Annotated in this window: 18 protein-coding genes; 2 read left to right on the top strand and 16 right to left on the bottom strand. The window is 70.5% G+C overall.

Features of this window, described 5'->3' with window-relative positions; translation table 11 throughout:
• Nucleotides 1–4 precede the first annotated feature (4 nt).
• The 5 genes from priA to DEJ19_RS06280 all read right to left on the bottom strand — a co-directional run bounded on the left by priA (nucleotide 5) and on the right by DEJ19_RS06280 (nucleotide 3,631).
• Nucleotides 5–751: a bifunctional 1-(5-phosphoribosyl)-5-((5-phosphoribosylamino)methylideneamino)imidazole-4-carboxamide isomerase/phosphoribosylanthranilate isomerase PriA gene (gene priA / locus DEJ19_RS06300; RefSeq protein WP_017885902.1), complete on the bottom strand. Its 747-nt coding sequence runs from the start codon at nucleotides 749–751 to the stop codon at nucleotides 5–7.
• A 97-nt stretch (nucleotides 752–848) separates the two neighbouring features.
• Nucleotides 849–1,487 (bottom strand): imidazole glycerol phosphate synthase subunit HisH, encoded by a 639-nt coding sequence (gene hisH / locus DEJ19_RS06295; protein WP_110864747.1) that lies wholly within the window; start codon nucleotides 1,485–1,487, stop codon nucleotides 849–851.
• Nucleotides 1,484–2,086 carry an imidazoleglycerol-phosphate dehydratase HisB gene (gene hisB / locus DEJ19_RS06290; RefSeq protein ID WP_111233646.1) on the bottom strand — a complete coding sequence of 201 codons (603 nt, stop codon included), beginning with the start codon at nucleotides 2,084–2,086 and terminating at the stop codon, nucleotides 1,484–1,486. Before hisB ends, hisH begins: the two co-directional genes overlap by 4 nt.
• Entirely contained in the window at nucleotides 2,083–3,189 is a 1,107-nt protein-coding gene (locus DEJ19_RS06285; protein WP_110864745.1) for a histidinol-phosphate transaminase, read from the bottom strand. Before DEJ19_RS06285 ends, hisB begins: the two co-directional genes overlap by 4 nt.
• 64 nt (nucleotides 3,190–3,253) lie before the next feature.
• The gene (locus DEJ19_RS06280) at nucleotides 3,254–3,631 is read right to left on the bottom strand and encodes a LysM peptidoglycan-binding domain-containing protein (protein WP_027464774.1); all 378 of its coding nucleotides are present in this window, start codon (nucleotides 3,629–3,631) and stop codon (nucleotides 3,254–3,256) included.
• A 236-nt stretch (nucleotides 3,632–3,867) separates the two neighbouring features.
• Between DEJ19_RS06280 and lexA the strand changes: the two genes are divergently transcribed.
• The gene (gene lexA, locus DEJ19_RS06275; protein WP_027464773.1) at nucleotides 3,868–4,512 is read left to right on the top strand and encodes a transcriptional repressor LexA; all 645 of its coding nucleotides are present in this window, start codon (nucleotides 3,868–3,870) and stop codon (nucleotides 4,510–4,512) included.
• Between the two features lie 198 nt (nucleotides 4,513–4,710).
• On the opposite strand, the gene hflX is transcribed toward lexA, so the two are convergent.
• On the bottom strand, nucleotides 4,711–6,252 hold the full coding sequence (gene hflX / locus DEJ19_RS06270) for a GTPase HflX (RefSeq protein ID WP_111233647.1): 1,542 nt from the start codon (nucleotides 6,250–6,252) through the stop codon (nucleotides 4,711–4,713).
• A gap of 61 nt (nucleotides 6,253–6,313) precedes the next feature.
• On the opposite strand from hflX, the gene DEJ19_RS06265 reads away from it, so the two are divergent.
• Nucleotides 6,314–6,925: a class I SAM-dependent methyltransferase gene (locus tag DEJ19_RS06265; RefSeq protein WP_111087549.1), complete on the top strand. Its 612-nt coding sequence runs from the start codon at nucleotides 6,314–6,316 to the stop codon at nucleotides 6,923–6,925.
• A 112-nt stretch (nucleotides 6,926–7,037) separates the two neighbouring features.
• Here DEJ19_RS06265 and dapF read toward each other — a convergent pair whose 3' ends face one another.
• From dapF to DEJ19_RS06215, 10 genes are all read right to left on the bottom strand, one after another.
• Nucleotides 7,038–7,928, bottom strand: coding sequence for a diaminopimelate epimerase (gene dapF, locus DEJ19_RS06260; protein ID WP_111233648.1), 891 nt, complete (start codon nucleotides 7,926–7,928; stop codon nucleotides 7,038–7,040).
• On the bottom strand, nucleotides 7,925–8,908 hold the full coding sequence (gene miaA / locus DEJ19_RS06255; RefSeq protein WP_502869786.1) for a tRNA (adenosine(37)-N6)-dimethylallyltransferase MiaA: 984 nt from the start codon (nucleotides 8,906–8,908) through the stop codon (nucleotides 7,925–7,927). Before miaA ends, dapF begins: the two co-directional genes overlap by 4 nt.
• Nucleotides 8,895–10,391, bottom strand: a complete 1,497-nt coding sequence (miaB, locus tag DEJ19_RS06250) for a tRNA (N6-isopentenyl adenosine(37)-C2)-methylthiotransferase MiaB (RefSeq protein WP_111233649.1) — start codon at nucleotides 10,389–10,391, stop codon at nucleotides 8,895–8,897. Before miaB ends, miaA begins: the two co-directional genes overlap by 14 nt.
• Before the next feature lie 26 nt (nucleotides 10,392–10,417).
• Nucleotides 10,418–11,332 carry a regulatory protein RecX gene (locus DEJ19_RS06245; RefSeq protein WP_111233650.1) on the bottom strand — a complete coding sequence of 305 codons (915 nt, stop codon included), beginning with the start codon at nucleotides 11,330–11,332 and terminating at the stop codon, nucleotides 10,418–10,420.
• Nucleotides 11,329–12,390, bottom strand: coding sequence for a recombinase RecA (recA, locus tag DEJ19_RS06240; RefSeq protein WP_027464767.1), 1,062 nt, complete (start codon nucleotides 12,388–12,390; stop codon nucleotides 11,329–11,331). The genes DEJ19_RS06245 and recA overlap by 4 nt, the downstream gene beginning before the upstream one ends.
• Nucleotides 12,391–12,662: 272 nt before the next feature.
• A complete protein-coding gene (locus DEJ19_RS06235) occupies nucleotides 12,663–12,887 on the bottom strand; it encodes a DUF3046 domain-containing protein (protein WP_071405602.1) in 225 nt (74 codons plus the stop codon).
• A gap of 86 nt (nucleotides 12,888–12,973) precedes the next feature.
• The gene (locus DEJ19_RS06230; protein ID WP_027464765.1) at nucleotides 12,974–13,282 is read right to left on the bottom strand and encodes a helix-turn-helix domain-containing protein; all 309 of its coding nucleotides are present in this window, start codon (nucleotides 13,280–13,282) and stop codon (nucleotides 12,974–12,976) included.
• Between the two features lie 154 nt (nucleotides 13,283–13,436).
• Nucleotides 13,437–13,964: a CinA family protein gene (locus DEJ19_RS06225; RefSeq protein WP_111233651.1), complete on the bottom strand. Its 528-nt coding sequence runs from the start codon at nucleotides 13,962–13,964 to the stop codon at nucleotides 13,437–13,439.
• Entirely contained in the window at nucleotides 13,961–14,605 is a 645-nt protein-coding gene (pgsA, locus tag DEJ19_RS06220) for a CDP-diacylglycerol--glycerol-3-phosphate 3-phosphatidyltransferase (RefSeq protein WP_071405653.1), read from the bottom strand. The genes DEJ19_RS06225 and pgsA overlap by 4 nt, the downstream gene beginning before the upstream one ends.
• A gap of 5 nt (nucleotides 14,606–14,610) precedes the next feature.
• On the bottom strand, nucleotides 14,611–17,544 hold the full coding sequence (locus DEJ19_RS06215; protein ID WP_111233652.1) for an FtsK/SpoIIIE family DNA translocase: 2,934 nt from the start codon (nucleotides 17,542–17,544) through the stop codon (nucleotides 14,611–14,613).
• Nucleotides 17,545–17,552: the final 8 nt, after the last annotated feature.

Below are 17,552 nucleotides of genomic sequence, written 5' to 3'. Positions count from 1 at the left end.
GGCGCTACTCAGAGGCGATGTCGAGTGCGGCCGGCAGCGTGAACGCCCCGGAGTACAGCGCCTTGCCGATGATCGCGCCCTCGAGCCCGTACGGCACGAGTTCGCGGAGCGCACGGAGGTCGTCGAGCGTCGAGATCCCGCCGGAGGCCACCACGGGCTGGTCGGTCCGGTCGCACACCTGGCGGAGCAGTTCGACGTTGGGCCCCTGCAGCGTGCCGTCCTTCGTGACGTCGGTCACCACGTAGCGGGCGCACCCGGCGGCCTCCAGCCGGTCGAGCACCTCCCACAGGTCACCGGCGTCCTCGGTCCAGCCGCGGCTCGACAGCGTGGTGCCGCGGACGTCCAGCCCGACGGCGATCTGCTCGCCGTACTCACCGATCACCCGCGCTGCCCAGTCCGGGTTCTCGAGCGCCGCGGTGCCGAGGTTCACGCGCGCCGCACCGGTCGCCAGTGCCGCTTCGAGCGAGGCATCGTCGCGGATCCCGCCGGACAGCTCGACCGAGACACCCTCGACCTCGCGGACGGCGTGCGCGATCACGCGGCGGTTGTCGCCACGACCGAAGGCCGCGTCGAGGTCGACGAGGTGGATCCACTCGGCGCCCTGGTCACGCCAGGTCCGGGCAGCGGCGACGGGGTCGCCGTAGCCGGTCTCGCTCCCCGCCTCGCCCTGGGTGAGTCGCACGGCCTGTCCGTCGACGACGTCGACAGCCGGCAGCAGGACGAGGGGCGGGGTGTCGGTGAGGTCGGTCATGGTCCTGTCGGTTTCGTTGCGGTGGAGAAGGGGCTGCGGACAGCCGGGAGGCCCGGTGCGCGTCCGGCGCGGCCGTCGCGCCCGGTGCCGGCCGGGTTCAGAGCGTGCGGACCCAGTTGGAGAGCAGGCGGATGCCCGGCTCGCCGGACTTCTCGGGGTGGAACTGCGTGGCGGTGAGCGGCCCGTTCTCGACCGCGGCGATGAACGGCTGCCCGTGCTCGGCCCAGGTCAGACGGGGCGCGCGGAACGGCCCGTACGCCTCGAGCGGGAAGTCGGTCACGCCGTAGGAGTGCACGAAGTAGAAGCGCTCGTCGTGCAGCCCGTCGAACAGCACGGAGTCCTCGGGGGCCTGCACGGTGTTCCAGCCCATGTGCGGCAGCACCTCGGCCTGGATCTCCTGCACGGTGCCCGGCCACTGGCCGAGCCCTTCGACATCGGCACCACGCTCGATGCCCCGCGAGAACAGGACCTGCATGCCGACGCAGATGCCGAGCACGGGTCGCCCGCCGGCCAGACGGTGGTCGACGATCTCGCCGCCCTGCACGCCCTCGAGCTGGTCGATCACGGCGGCGAACGCCCCGACGCCGGGGACGAGCAGGCCGTCGGCCTTGAGCGCCGCCTGCTTGTCCGAGGTCAGGGTGACCTCGGCGCCGGCGCGCTCGAGTGCCTTGGCGGCGGAGTGGACGTTCCCCGACCCGTAGTCGAGGACGACGACGTTCGGCTTGGCGGTTGTCACAGGGCGCCCTTCGTGGAGGGGATGCCGTCGACGCGCGGGTCCAGCTCGACCGCCTTGCGCATGGCTCGGGCGAACGCCTTGAACTCGGCTTCGGCGATGTGGTGGGGGTCGCGGCCCTCGAGCACGCGGACGTGGACGGTGATGCCGGCGTTGAACGTGATCGCCTCGAACACGTGGCGGACCATCGAACCGGTGAAGTGGCCACCGATGCGGTGGAACTCGAAGCCCGCGGGCTCGCCGGAGTGCACCAGGAACGGACGCCCGGAGACGTCGACGACGGCCTGGGCCAGCGCTTCGTCCAACGGGACCAGGGCGTCGCCGTACCGGCCGATGCCGGAGCGGTCGCCGAGGGCCTGCTTGATCGCCTGACCGAGCACGATGCCGGTGTCCTCGACCGTGTGGTGCACGTCGATGACGGTGTCGCCCGTCGACCGCACCCGCAGGTCGATCAGGGAGTGCTTGCTGAACGCGGTCAGCATGTGGTCGAAGAACGGGACGGAGGTCGAGATCGACGAGGTCCCGGTACCGTCCAGGTCGAGCTCGAGTTCGACACTCGATTCGCTCGTCGAACGGCTGATCGAGGCGGTGCGGGCGGTCATGCCTCAACCCTAACCGGCGGCTGCTCGGCGGCGACCTGCCGCATGGCGTCGAGGAACGCGGTCGTCTCGGCTTCGGTCCCCGCACTCACCCGCAGGTGGTTCGGGATCCCGAGGTCGCGCACGATCACGTCGCGCTCGAGCAGCGCCTCGAACGCGGCGTTCGGGTCGGCGACACCACCGAACAGGACGAAGTTCGACCACGTCTCGTAGGTGCGGTACCCCATGTCCCGCAGCTCGGTGACCATGCGGTCGCGCTGTGCCTTGATGTCGTCGACCATCGCCAGCATCTCGGGGGCGTGCCGGAGTGCCGCGATCGCCGCCGCCTGGGTCAGCGCGGACAGGTGGTACGGCAGCCGGACCAGCCGGACGGCGTCGACGACGGCGGGGTGCGCGGCCATGTACCCGACCCGGGCACCGGCGAACGCGAACGCCTTGCTCATCGTGCGGGAGACCACCAGGCGCTCACGACCGGGCAGCAGCGTGAGGGCACTCGGGGCGTCGGACGGCATGAACTCGGCGTACGCCTCGTCCACCATCACGATGCCGTCGGTCGCGTCGTAGGCGGCCGCGATCGTCTCGATGTCGAGCGGGGTGCCGGTCGGGTTGTTCGGCCCGCAGAGGAACACGATGTCCGGCTGGTGCTCTCGGATCGCCGCCACGACGGTCTCGGGCGAGATGCGGAACTCGTCGTCGCGCTGGGCAGGGATCCACCTGGTGCCGGTGCCCGACGCGAGGATCGAGTGCATCGAGTAGGTGGGCGGGAACCCGAGCACCGAGCGACCTGGTCCGCCGAACGCCTGGAGGAGCTGCTGCAACACCTCGTTCGACCCGTTCGCCGCCCAGAGTTGCTCGGCGGTCAGGTCGTGCCCGAGGTAGTCGGCGAGCGACTGCCGGAGCTCGGTGAACTCGCGGTCCGGGTACCGGTTGACCGTCAGCAGGGCCTGCCGGATCGACTCGACGATGTCGGCAGCGACGTCGTCCGGAACGGGATGCGTGTTCTCGTTGACGTTGAGCTGCACGCGGACGTGCTTCTGCGGAGCGCCGTACGGGCTCTGCCCGCGCAGGTCGTCTCGGATCGGGAGGTCTTCGAGCGTGAATGCCACCGATCCATCGTAGGCCGCTGTCACCGTGCGACGACCAGCCGTCTGGACGGCGCTGCCCGAGTGGCTACTCGCCGTCGGTGTACTTGGTGGGGATGGCGATCTCTTCGCCGGCCTGCAGCGCGGAGCCGTCGAGCGCGTTGAGGCTCACGACGTCCTGCACGAAGTCACGCGGGTCCGAGTTCGGCGCCGTCTGCTCGGCGAGCTGCCAGAGCGTCTCGCCCGGCTGGATCGTCACGGTCTCGAACTGGGTGCGGGCGCCGCCGGCGGTGGCGTCTCCGGCGGAGGCCTGCCCGCCGTTCAGCACGCCGAGGGCGACGACGATGAGGAGCGGGAGCGCGGCGAGCGTCGTGAAGACGATGCGGCCGCGACGCGTCAGACGCAGGCGGGTACGCACGGCGGGCGCCGCGGTGCGCTGGATGTCAGCGATGGCGATGGTGCTCATGTCGTTCTTGCCTTCCCGTTCGGTGGAACCGAAGTCGTGTACCGAACATAGTTTCGAATCAGACGACGCACAAGTCCTGGGAGTGGATTTCTGCGGGGTTTTCTTGCGACACGCTCGAACAGGTGTTTGTCCGGCCCTGGCTGGTCGGATACTGTTTCGATCGACTGGGACAAGCCTGACGGGGACCACCGACATTCCCGCCGCGGCCGGACCGGCACCGACGAAAGCGAGACGACGTGGTGGACGAACTGCGGGGCCAGAAGCCGCTGACGCCGAAGCAGCAGGCGATCTTCGACGCGATCCGTGCGTCGATCGCCTCACGGGGCTACCCGCCGAGCATGCGCGAGATCGGCGACGCCGCCGGGCTCTCCTCGCTCTCCAGCGTCTCCCACCAGCTCGGCCAGCTCGAGCTCGGGGGCTGGATCCGCCGCGACCCGAACCGCCCGCGCGCGCTCGAGGTCCTGGTCGACGAGCCGTCGTCCGACGTCGGCGGCCCGGACATCGACGCCACCACGCTCGTGCCGCTCGTCGGCCGGATCGCCGCCGGTGTCCCGATCACCGCCGAGCAGCACGTCGACGAGATCATCCCGCTCCCCCGACAGCTCGTCGGCACCGGCGAGCTGTTCATGCTCAAGGTCGTCGGTGAGTCGATGATCGACGCCGCGATCTGCGACGGGGACTGGGTCGTCGTCCGGTCGCAGCAGACCGCCGAGAACGGTGACATCGTCGCGGCCATGCTCGACGAAGAGGCGACGGTCAAGGTCTTCCGCCAGCGCGACGGTCACACGTGGCTGCTGCCGCGCAACTCCGCCTTCGAGCCGATCCTCGGCGACGCCGCCTCCGTGCTCGGCAAGGTCGTCGCGGTCCTCCGCTCCCTCTGACCGCGGCTCGCGCTGCACCAGCGCGAGACGCCGTCGTCACCGTACGACGCCCCATGCACGACGAAACGCCGCCGGATCCGGCGGCGTTTCGTGTGTTCCGGGGCGTCTCGGCGACGTGACGGCGTCCGGCGGACCCGTGACGGGCCTCCAGGCCGCGCGGCAGCGCTCCCCAGCGCCAGCGCCTGTCGGAGGTGACCGTCAGACGGTCGGGACCGGCGTGACCACGTAGGGCTCGAGCTCGGAGACCTGCCGCTGGAAGACGCGCACTCGCAGGCGCGTGCCGTCCTCGACGTAGTCGACGGACTCGACCGAGCCGGTGTCGTGCAGCGACGACACCAGGTCGCCGCGGTCGTACGGCACCACGATCGTCAGGTCGACGTCGGGCTCCGGCAGGCGGTCCTCGATGACGCTGAGGAGCTCCGGGATGCCCTCGCCGGTGCGCGCCGACACGAACACCGCGTCCGGCACGAGTCCGATGAGCACGAGGCGCTGCGCGTCGTCGATCAGGTCGGCCTTGTTGAAGACGACGATCTCCGGGATGTCACCCGCACCGACGTCGCCGATGACCTCGCGCACGGTGGACAGCTGCGCACCGGGGTCGGGGTGCGAGCCGTCGACCACGTGCACGATGACGTCGGCGTCGCCGACCTCTTCGAGGGTGGAGCGGAAGGCCTCGACGAGCTGGTGCGGCAGGTTGCGCACGAAGCCGACCGTGTCGACGAACGTGAACTCCCGGCCCTTGGCGCTCTCGGTCCGACGGACGGTGGCGTCCAGCGTCGCGAACAGCTGGTTTTGCACCAGCACGCCCGCGCTCGTCAGCCGGTTGAGGAGCGACGACTTGCCGGCGTTGGTGTAGCCCGCGATCGCGACGCTGGGGACCTCGTTGCGGTTGCGCTCGGCACGCTTGGCCTCACGGGCCGGGGTGAACCCGGCGATCTGCCGGCGGAGCTTCGCCATCCGCGTGTGGATCTTGCGGCGGTCGAGCTCCATCTTCGTCTCACCGGGGCCACGAGAGCCCATGCCAGCGCCTCCGGAGACCTGGCCACCGGCCTGCCGGGACATCGAGTCACCCCAACCGCGCAGTCGAGGCAGCAGGTACTGCAGCTGGGCGAGTTCGACCTGCGCTTTCCCCTCGCGGGTCTTCGCGTGCTGGCTGAAGATGTCGAGGATCACGGCCGTGCGGTCGATGACCTTCACCTTCACGACGTCCTCGAGCGCACGACGCTGCGAGGGTGCCAGTTCGGTGTCGGCGATGACCGTGTCGGCGCCGGTGGCCTTGACGACCATCGCGAGCTCCTGGGCTTTGCCCTTGCCCAGGTAGGTGGCCGGGTCCGGGTTCGGCCGACGCTGGAGGAGCCCGTCGAGCACCACGGCGCCCGCGGTCTCGGCGAGTGCCGCGAGCTCGCGGAGGGAGTTCTCGGCGTCCGAGGCATCGCCCTGGGGGTAGACGCCGATGAGGATGACCTGCTCGAGCCGCAGCTGGCGGTACTCGACCTCGGTGACGTCCTCGAGCTCGGTGGAGAGGCCGGCGACACGGCGCAGCGCCGCACGGTCCTCACGGTCGTACTGGTCGCCGTCGCCGGTCCAGCTGCGGTCGTCGACCGACTGCGTCTGGATGGCCTGGGCGGGTGCGAAGATGGACGATGCTGCGCGGTGGTCTGCGTTGCGCAACACCCTCTCGACGACACCGTCTGCGCTGTCGTCGTTGGTCTGGTGGTTCTGCTGATGGGTATCCGTCATCCTGTGCACAGGCTACCTCTGGAGGCCCTGCGACACACTCGGTTGCCGGTACGGTTCATCCATGGCGAACGACCACTACTTCTCGGCCAGCCCCGAGAGCGAACTCCGGCCGCGCCAGGTGCACGTCACGCTCGCCGGTCAGCCCCTCACCCTGTCGACCGCGGCGGGGGTCTTCAGCCCCGACGGCGTCGACCGCGGCACGAAGGTCCTGCTCGGTTCGGTGCCCGCACCCGCTGCCGACGGAGCGCTGCTCGACATCGGCTGCGGCTGGGGCCCGATCGCGATCACGATGGCCCTGCAGTCCCCCGACGCCCAGGTGTGGGGTGTCGACGTCAACGAGCGGGTGCTCGGGCTCGCGCGCGCCAACGCTGCTGCTGCGGGGGCATCGAACGTCACGGTCGCGCTGCCCGACGACGTGCCGGCCGACCTGCGCTTCCGCACGATCTGGTCGAACCCGCCGATCCGTGTCGGCAAGGACGAGCTGCACCAGATCCTGCTGACGTGGCTGCCCCGGCTCGAGGTCGGGGGCGACGCCTGGCTCGTCGTGTCGAAGGACCTCGGGGGTGACTCGTTGCAGAAGTGGCTCGTCGGGGCGCTCGGCTCGGGGTTCGCGGTCACGCGGGAGTCGACGGCGAAGGGGTTTCGCGTGATCCGGGTGCAGCGCAGCGCGTAGGGCGCGAGCGCACTTCGTGTGCGTGCACTTCGTGAGCAGGAATGGTCGGGTCGCCGCTGGGCACCCGACCATTTCTGCTCACGAAGCGGCAACGAGGCGCCGCGTCAGACCGTCAGACCGTCAGGTCGCCGGAGAACACGAGCTCGGCGGGACCGGACAACGACACGTGCTCGCCGTCCTCGGTCGCCGTCATGCGCACCGTCAGCAGGCCACCCGGCACCCGCACCCGCCAGGTGTCCGGCGCACCCGCACCGACCCAGTAACGGGTGGCGAGGGCCGCTGCGACCGCCCCGGTGCCGCACGACAGCGTCTCACCGCTGCCCCGCTCGTGGACCCGCATCGTGATCTCGCCGACGCCGTCCCTGATGAGCGGGTCGCCGGGCAGCACGAACTCGACGTTCGCACCGTGCTCCGGCGCCGGTTCGAGCACCGGCAGGAAGGTCAGGTCGAGGTCCGCCAGTTCGTCCTCGGTCTCGACGGCGACGACCACGTGCGGGTTGCCCACGTCGATGCCGATGCCGGGCCGCGCCCCGTCGAGGTTCTTCGCCCGGACGAGCACGTCGTCGGAACCACCGCCCTCGATGCCCAGGCCCCAGCGGCCGAGGTCGGCGGCGAAACCGTTCGTGGTGCGCTGGATGTCGACCAGCCCCTTGCGACTGCCGACGGTGAGCGTCTCGCCGGGAGCGAGCTCGACCAGGCCGGACTCGGTCAGGTACCGGGCGAACACGCGGATGCCGTTGCCGCACATCTCCGCGACCGTGCCGTCAGCGTTGTGGTAGTCCATGAACCAGGTCGCCTCGGGCTCGACGGCCACGAGCGCCCGCCCCTCGGGGATCGCCTCGGACCGCACGGCGCGGATCACGCCGTCGCCGCCCACGCCGAAGCGCCGGTCCGCGATGGCGCGGATCCGCTCGGGGGTCAGGTCGACGGTGGCGTCGGGGTCGGCGAACAGGACGAAGTCGTTGCCGGTCCCCTGGCCCTTGGTGAAGTGCAGCTCGGTCACGGCACGATCCTACGGGCCAGTTCCGACAGGTCGCCGCGGTCCGCGCCCGTGACGTCGAGCGTCTCGGCCTCGGCGTACCGGCGGAACCACGACACCTGCCGCCGGGCGTACTTCCGGGTCGCGATGCCGGTCGCCTCGACCGCCTGTTCGCGGGTCGCCGTGCCGGCGAGCACCTCGAGCGCCTGCGAGTACCCGATCGCGCCCCGCGCGGTCTTGCCCTGCTCGAGTCCCTGCTCGCGGAGGGCCGCGACCTCGTCGACGAGTCCGGCCTCGAACATCCGCGTGGCCCGCTCGTGCAGCGCCGACACGAGCTGCTCGCGGTCACGCCGCAGGTGCAGGATCCGGGACGGTCGCCAGGCGCGGGGCGCGGCCGGGAGGCTCGGGGTCACGACCTCGGATCGGCTCGCGATCTCGAGTGCACGGATCAACCGCCGTGGGTTGCGCGCGTCGATCGTCGCGGCGGCCGCCGAGTCGAGGGCGCGGAGTCGCTCGAGCAGGATGCCCGGGCCGAGCTCCTCGTGCTCGCGCTCGAGCTGCGCACGGAGCTCGGGGTCGGTGCCCGGGAACGCCAGGTCGAACAACACCGCGGAGACGTACAGGCCGCTGCCGCCGACGAGGACGGCCACGCCACCGTCGGCCTGGATCCGGTCGACGTCGGCCCGGGCGGCGACCTGGTAGGCGGCGACACTCGCCTCGTCGGTGACGTCGAGCACGTCGAGCTGGTGGTGCGGGATGCCGTGCCGTTCGGCCGGCGGGAGCTTCGCAGTGCCGATGTCCATGCCCCGGTACAGCTGCATGGCGTCCGCGTTGATGATCTCGGCATTCCGGCTGGCAGCACGCAGCCGTTCCGCGATCGCGATGCCGAGGTCGGACTTCCCGGTGCCCGTCGCCCCGACGACTGCGATCAGGTCCGCGGCGTCACCGGGTGCGGGCGACGCGGCGCTCGTCGGCACAGCCCCGGGGAGCTCAGCGCCCGACACGGAGCGTCGGCAGCCCGAGCGAGACCGGACGGGGCCCGTCGCCCGTGGCGGCAGCGGGCGTGGGCACGCCGCAGCTCTCGGCCTGCGCGCGGTCCCAGGCGTCGCCGGCCCGGGTGGGTCGGATGCGCAGCGGAGCGTCGTCGTCGGCGAGCAGGAAGTGCGGTGCGGCACGGGTGATGTCGACGGTGACCACGTCGCCCGGGCGCGGGACCTCGGACCCGGCGGGCACGGTGAAGTGCACGAGCCGGGAGTCCTCCGCGCGACCGGAGAGCCGGCGGGTGGCGTCGTCCTTACGCCCTTCGCCCGAGGCGACGAGCACTTCGACGCTCCGGCCGACCTGCAGTGCGTTCTCTTCCGCGGTGATGTGTTCCTGCAGGGCGACGAGTCGCTCGTAGCGCTCCTGCACGATGTGCTTCGGCAGCTGGTCGTCCATCGTCGCGGCCGGGGTGCCCGGGCGGATCGAGTACTGGAACGTGAACGCCGAGGCGAACCGTGCCTGCTCGACGACGCGCAGGGTGTCCTCGAAGTCGGCGTCGGTCTCGCCGGGGAACCCGACGATGATGTCGGTGGAGATCGCCGCGTGCGGGATCTTCGCGCGGACGCGGTCGAGGATGCCGAGGAACCGCTCGCTGCGGTAGCTCCGGCGCATGGCCTTGAGCACCCGGTCGGAACCCGACTGCAGCGGCATGTGCAGCTGGGGCATCACGTTCGGGGTCTCGGCCATCGCGTCGATGACGTCGTCGGTGAACGCCGCCGGGTGCGGGCTCGTGAAGCGGACGCGCTCGAGGCCCTCGATGGCCCCGGTGGCCCGCAGCAGCTTGCCGAACGCCTGACGGTCGCCGAACTCGACCCCGTAGGAGTTCACGTTCTGCCCGAGCAGCGTGACCTCGATCGCGCCGTCGTCGACGAGCGCCTGGATCTCGGCCAGGACGTCACCGGGACGGCGGTCCTTCTCCTTGCCACGGAGCGAGGGGACGATGCAGAACGTGCAGGTGTTGTTGCAGCCGACGGAGATGGAGACCCACCCGCTGTGCGTCGAGTCGCGCTTGGTGGGCAGCGTCGACGGGAAGACGTCGAGCGCCTCGAGGATCTCGATCTGCGCCTCGTCGTTGTGCCGCGCCCGCTCGAGCAGGGTCGGCAGCGACCCCATGTTGTGCGTGCCGAAGACGACGTCGACCCACGGCGCCTTCTCGAGGATGACGTTCTTGTCCTTCTGCGCCAGGCACCCGCCGACGGCGATCTGCATCCCCGGGTGCTCGCGCTTGATCCCCGCGAGCTGCCCGAGGTTGCCGTACAGGCGGTTGTCCGCGTTCTCGCGCACCGCGCAGGTGTTGATGACGACGACGTCGGCCTGCGCACCGCCCGCCGCGGTGTAGCCCGCGGCCTGCAGTGACCCGCTCAACCGCTCGGAGTCGTGGACGTTCATCTGGCACCCGTAGGTGCGGACTTCGTAGGTGCGGGGGCGCGCTTCGACGGTGGCCATGGTCGTCCCAGTGTAGGTCGGAGCGGCTACTCGAAACGGACGGTCCCGCGGCCGGAAGGCGGCCGTTTCCCGCCGCCGTCGAGTGCCCGCGCAACGGCGATCCGGACGACACCGGAGCTGTAGCCCTTGCGCATCAGGAAGCCGGACAGCCGGCGTTCCGCAGTGGCCCGGTCGAGTCCGCGCATCTGCGGTGCCCGCTTGTCGGCGAGTTCCTGCGCGCGGAGGAACTCGTCGTCCTCGTCGTCGGCGGCCTCGTCGAGTGCGGTGTCGATCGCCACCTGGTCGATCCCCCGGCGACGGAGCTCCGTCACGACACCCTGTCGACCGAGGCCCTTGCGGGCGTGCAGTCGATCCACCAGGTCGGTGGCGAGGGCGACGTCGTCGAGGAGCCCGACACGGGTCAACCGCTCGATCTCGTGCTCGACCACGTCGGGGTCGAGGTCCTGCTGCAGCAGCAGGGTCCGCATCTCGGACTCGCTCACGCCCTTGCGCCCGAGGGCACGCAGGCTGAGCCGTTCGGCGTCGGCGCGCTGTTCGTCGAGCGGACGGGGTGCGTCGGCCGGGTCGATCTCCCCGCCGCCGGCGATGGAGAACACCGACGCCGTGGTGGCGTCAGCCGTCTCGGAGTCGTAGCCGTCCTGCTCCGCACGGGTCGAGCGCCCGCTGCCGTCACCGATGACGGGCGACACCCATGCTGCCGGTCCGCGGGCACCGTGCAGGGGCACCGGCGAATCGGCGTCGAACGATGCGGGGAACTCGTCCGCACGACCTTCGTCCGACTCGAGCAGCGCCCAGCCGTCGGTGTCGCGCGGTTCGTCCGGTGACACCGGAGGCTCGGGGATCGCGGGCGTCACCGGGGTGACGGGGGCACGGCGACGCGACCTCGCACCGAACAGGTCGGTGACCGGTGCGAGGCCGTCGTCGTCGTGGTCGGTGCTCACGCGCCCTTGCGCTCCGCGAGCTTCGGCGCGATCGACTCGACCGGGGCGTCCTCGGCCTTGGCGCCGCCGACGCCGAGCTTGGCGAGGATCTTGCCTTCGATGTCGGCAGCGATCTCGGGGTTCTGGATCAGGAATGAACGCGAGTTCTCCTTGCCCTGCCCGAGCTGGTCGCCGTCGTAGGTGTACCAGGCACCCGACTTCTTGACGATGCCGTGGTCGACACCGAAGTCGAGCAGCGAGCCTTCGCGCGAGATGCCGACGCCGTACAGGATGTCGAACTCGGCCTGCTTGAAGGGCGGTGCCATCTTGTTCTTGACGACCTTGACACGCGTGCGGTTGCCCACCGCGTCGGTGCCGCTCTTGAGCGTCTCGATGCGACGGATGTCGAGGCGGACGGACGCGTAGAACTTCAACGCCTTACCGCCCGAGGTGGTCTCCGGCGAACCGAAGAACACGCCGATCTTCTCGCGCAGCTGGTTGATGAAGATCATCGTGGTCTGCGTCTGGTTCAGGCCACCGGCGAGCTTTCGCAGGGCCTGGGACATGAGGCGGGCCTGCAGACCGACGTGCGAGTCACCCATCTCGCCCTCGATCTCGGCACGGGGCACGAGGGCCGCGACGGAGTCGATGACGATGAGGTCGATGGAGCCGGAGCGGACTAGCATGTCCGCGATCTCGAGCGCCTGCTCGGCGGTGTCGGGCTGCGACACGAGCAGGGCGTCGATGTCGACACCGAGCTTCTTGGCGTACTCGGGGTCGAGCGCGTGCTCGGCGTCGATGAAGGCCGCGATGCCACCGGCGCGCTGGGCGTTGGCGATGGCGTGGATGGTGAGGGTCGTCTTACCCGACGACTCCGGGCCGTAGATCTCGACGATGCGGCCGCGGGGCAGGCCACCGATGCCGAGCGCGACGTCCAGCGCCACCGACCCGGTCTGGATGACGTTGACGGGGGCGCGTTCGTCCGAACCGAGGCGCATGATCGCACCCTTGCCGAACTGCCTGTCGATCTGTGCGAGTGCGGTCTCGAGGGCCTTCTCGCGGTCTGCCGGTGATGGCATGGGGTGCTCCTTCGTGCTCGTGTTCGGCCGCCTGTAGGCTGTCGCGTCCACGCCGGCCGGTGGTGCAAGGCCGATGGTTCTGCGACAAGGCTTCGGGCTGTTCCCGATGTCCATCAACCTATGGCGAGCCACCGACATCACTGCCGACGGTCACGCGATCTGTGGATGGAACATCCGGGCGACGCCGCTGTGGAGGAAGCTACCACCGATCGAACACGCGTTCGAGCAACACGCCGAACACAGTTTCGGGTGCGCCGCCCCGCGGGACCCGCTCAGTCCTGGGGTTCGGCGAGGCCCTTGCCGTGCCGCCGGTCCATCGGGACGTCCTGTGAGTCGCACAGTGCGTCCCACACCCGGCGGGCCTCGATGCCAGCCGCGAGGGCGTCCACGGCGGAGCGACCGCCCAGCCCCTCGAGCACGACGTCACGGGTGACCACGGAACCGTAGGCCTCACCGAACACCTGGTCGACGGCTCGCCAGAACTCACTCACGCGCATCCGACCAGCCTAGGCGCGTGGTCGTGGGCCGGAACGCAGGACGCCCCCGCCGGGAAGGACCGGCGAGGGCGTTCGGTGCGGTGCGCTCAGCGCACCGCGAGGTCGTTGTCGAACTCGGCGACGAGGTCGTCCGGGAGCGTGTCGGGGACGGGGGTCAGCCCCTCGACGATCGCGAGGCGGTCACCCACTTCGCGCATGATGGTCGAGATGGGCGTGTCCAGAGCATCCGCGACGGACGCGAGGATCTCCGAGCTGGCTTCCTTCTGCCCGCGCTCGACCTCACTGAGGTACCCGAGCGCGACACTGGCCTTGGACGCGACCTGACGGAGGGTCCGGCCCTTCTGCAAGCGGAAGTCCCGGAGCACATCGCCGATTTCCTGACGAACGAGAACCATGAGAACTCCTCCTCTCTGTCGTCTCCGCGCCCGCTCGGTCCGGTGGATCGAGTTCGGGTTCAGCAACAATAGCGTTGCCGGTTGCAGCATGTTAGCCAGGCTGGCTGCCGTACTGCTGGAGATTTCGTGAGATGTAACCCAGTGGAAACGGGACCTATTCCCGGCCCCGGACCTCGGACGACATCCGTGCAAGGAGTTCGGAGACGGTGGCGTGCCGGATTGCTCCCCGGTCACCGTCGAGGTGCAGCTCGAAGGCCTCAGCCCCCGCGGCGGAGGCGATCCCCACGTACACGGTGCCGACGGGCTTGCCGTCCTGCGGGTCCGGGCCGGCGACGCCCGTCGTGCTGATCCCCCACGTCGCGGGTTCCCCGTCGACGGACAGCGCGATCCGGACACCGGCGGCCATCTGCCGGGCGACCTCCGGGTGCACGGCGCCCTCGGCCTCGAGCAGCTCCGCCGAGACCCCGAGCACGGAGTGCTTCACGGGCGTCGCGTAGGCCACGACGCCACCGCGGACGACGGCGCTCGCGCCCGGCACGTCGACGAGGGTCGCGACCACGAGGCCGCCGGTCAGCGACTCCGCCACGGCGAGGGTCTCGCCCCGCGCCGTCAGTTCGGCGATGAGTCCCGGTGCGACCGGGACTGGAGGCGCGGCCTGCGTCGAGCGCTCGGGTCCGGTCATGCGGTGGTGCGGTTGTGCTTCCATGCCTGCCAGAGGTAGTCGATCCCGCTCAGGATCGTTGCCAGGAACGCGGCCGTCATCAGGATGCCGTTGACCCAGTGCGCCCAGTCGCCGACCAGGTTCCACCACGGGAACAGCGCTGCCGTCAGGGCCACGGCCTGCAGCACGGTCTTGATCTTGCCGCCGCGGCTGGCCGGGATCACCCGGTCGGAGAGCACCGCGAACCGGAAGACCGTGATGCCGATCTCGCGCACCATGATCAGCACGGTCACGTACCAGGGCAGCTCCTGCAGGATCGACAGCGCGACGAGCGCACCACCGATGAGCACCTTGTCGGCGATCGGGTCGACGAGCTTGCCGAAGTCCGTGACCAGGTTCTGCCGACGGGCGATGATGCCGTCGGCGCTGTCCGTGACGATGGCCACGACGAAGACGACCGCGGCCCAGATGCGCAGCGGCCCGTCGTTGCCGGCGTCGGTGAGCAGCAGGACGAAGAACAGCGGCGCCATGAGGATGCGCACCACCGTGATGATGTTCGCGACGTTCGCGGTGGACGCCGGGCCGGGGCCCTTGCGCAGCAGCCGCCCGCGCCACGGGAACCGTGCGCCGTGCGTGGTGTTCGTGCTGTCCGAGGCGGTCATCGCCGTCACTCCCTGCCCGTCAGTCCCCACGCGTCCTCATCGGGCTCGTCGTGGACTTCATCGTACCCGCGGGTCATGTCCCCGACGGGGTCTGCTCCGTAGCGGTCACCGTCGCCGGACGGCGTCGGGGCCGGCGCTGCCGGAGCGGCCGCGGCGGGCGGCTCCTCGCCACGGAGCTTCGCGAGCACCGCGGGCAGCTGGTCGGCGGTCACCAGGACGTCGCGGGCCTTCGAGCCCTCGGACGGCCCGACGATGTCGCGCGACTCCATCAGGTCCATCAGGCGACCGGCCTTGGCGAAGCCGACGCGGAGCTTGCGCTGCAGCATCGACGTCGAGCCGAACTGGGTCGACACGACCTGCTCGACGGCCGCGAGCAGGAGTTCGAGGTCGTCACCGATGTCGGCGTCGATCTCCTTGCGCTCGACCACGGCCTGGACGTCCTGGCGGTACTCGGGCTGCGCCTGCCGCGTGACGTGCTGGACGACCTCGGCGACCTCGCCCTCCTGCACCCAGGCGCCCTGCACGCGGAGCGACTTGGACGAGCCCATCGGCAGGAAGAGCGCGTCGCCCTGACCGATGAGCTTGTCGGCGCCGGGCTGGTCGAGGATGACGCGGGAGTCCGTGACGCTCGTCACCGCGAAGGCGATGCGCGATGGCACGTTCGCCTTGATCAGGCCGGTGATGACGTCGACCGAGGGGCGCTGCGTCGCGAGCACCAGGTGGATGCCGGCGGCGCGGGCGAGCTGGGTGATGCGGACGATCGACTCCTCGACGTCACGCGGCGCCACGAGCATGAGGTCGGCGAGCTCGTCGACGACGACGAGCAGGTACGGGTACGGCTTGAGCTTCCGCTCGCTGCCCGCCGGCAAGATGATCTCGTTGTTCTCGATCGCCTTGTTGAAGTCGTCGACGTGGCGGAACCCGAACGACGCCAGGTCGTCGTACCGCATGTCCATCTCCTTCACGACCCACTGCAGCGCTTCGGCCGCCTTCTTCGGGTTCGTGATGATGGGCGTGATGAGGTGCGGGACACCGGCGTAGATCGAGAGCTCGACGCGCTTCGGGTCGACCAGGACCATGCGGACCTCGGACGGCTTCGCGCGCATCAGCAGCGACGTGATCATCGAGTTGATGAACACCGACTTGCCGGAACCGGTGGAGCCGGCGACGAGCAGGTGCGGCATCTTCGCCAGGTTCGCGACGACGAAGCCGCCCTCGACGTCCTTGCCGACGCCGATCGTCATCGGGTGCTTCGACTTGCGGGCGGCGTTCGAGCGCAGCACGTCACCGAGCGAGACGATCTCGCGGTCGGTGTTCGGGATCTCGACGCCGATGGCGCTCTTGCCCGGGATCGGCGACAGGATGCGGACCTCGTTCGAGGCGACCGCGTACGACAGGTTCTTCGACAGGGCCGTGACCCGCTCGACCTTGACGCCGGGGCCGAGCTCGATCTCGTACCGGGTCACCGTCGGCCCGCGGGAGAACCCGGTGACCTTCGCGTCGACCTTGAACTCGGTGAGCACCCCGGTGATGGCGGCGACGATGTCGTCGTTCGCCTGGCTGCGCGCGACCGAGGGCGTTCCGGAACTCAGCGTCGTGGCGGCGGGCAGTCGGTAGGGCTTCGACGGATCGTCATCGGAACCGGCGGCGGCCGCGCTCAGCTCGGCGGCGGCGTCGATGTCCTCCGGCTCGTCGACGATCTCAGGCTCGGACAGCACCTCGGGCACCGCGGGACGGATGTCGGCGGTCGGCTCCGGCCGCGCGGGGACGTCGGTGCCGAACGCGCGGAGGGCCTGCTCGGCGTCCTGCAGGTCCTGCTCGACGGAGTCGTTGAGGTTGACCGACGCGGGCTCGGCCGGCGTGAGGTCGACGAGCCCGGCGGCGGCACCGGCGTTCGGGCTCACGGCGGGCGCAGCGGGCACGACGGGGGCAGCTGGCGCGACGGCAGCGGCAGCCGGGGCGACCCCGCTGGCCGGGGGCAGCACGGGGCTGTCGTACGCCGGGTCCTCTTCGCGCCCGGACTTGTTCCGGCGCCACCACGGCACGTTGTCGCCACCGGCTTCGGCGTCGGCAGCGGCCTGCTCGTCACCGAACCCGAGGTCGTCGAACAGCTGGAAGTCGGTGTCGCCCTTCTTGCCGCGCTTCGACGTGCGGGCACGGGCGGCGGGCTCCGCCACGGCGGCGGCGTCGGCCTCGGGTTCTGCTGCGGGGGCCGGGGCGCCGAACAGGTAGGCGTAGAGCTCGTGCAGGCGTCGCCCGAGCTTGTTCGGCGGCGTCTTGGTGATGATGAAGAGCGAGAGCACCAGCAGCACGATCGCCACGGGGACGGCCACCCAGGCGGTCGCGATCGTGACGAGCCAGCCGATGACCACCCAGCCGAGCACCCCACCTGCGGCGGCCAGCGCGGGCATGCCGTCGGCCGCGCTCGGTCGGCCGCCGAAGACGTGGCAGAGCGAGGCGATCGACACGATCAGGATGCCCAGGCCGATGCCGATCCGGGTGTTGTCGTGCACCGAGGCCGGGTGCCGGAACAACCACCCGGCGAACACGATCATGATGACGGGCAGGGCGAAGGCCAGGCGGCCGAACAGCCCGCCGAACGTGTACGCGTCGAGTGCGACGGAGACACTGTTGGTCGGGTTGAGCCACTCGACGACCCCGCCGGCGATGGCCAGCAGGAACAGCAGGAACGGGAACCCGTCGCGCCGCTGGTCCTTCTCGAGGGTCTCCTTGCCGAGCAGCCGGAACATCGCGCCGACGCCGTGCGCCATCGCGAGCCAGAAGGTCACGAGCGGGTTCTGCTCGCGGAACACCGGCGTGGGTGCGGCCTGCGGCAGCTTCTTCGTCGTGGCCTGGGTGCGCGACGAACCGCGCGTCCCGTTGCCACGGGACGACGTGGACGCGCGCGAGCGCGTGGTCGACTTGGTGCCTCCGGCCATGGGCAGAA

Origin of the sequence: Curtobacterium sp. MCSS17_016, from assembly GCF_003234255.2 — a bacterium.
Classification (GTDB): domain Bacteria; phylum Actinomycetota; class Actinomycetes; order Actinomycetales; family Microbacteriaceae; genus Curtobacterium; species Curtobacterium flaccumfaciens.
Note: the sequence above shows the minus strand (reverse complement) of the source record. Positions and strands in the feature narration are given on the sequence as shown.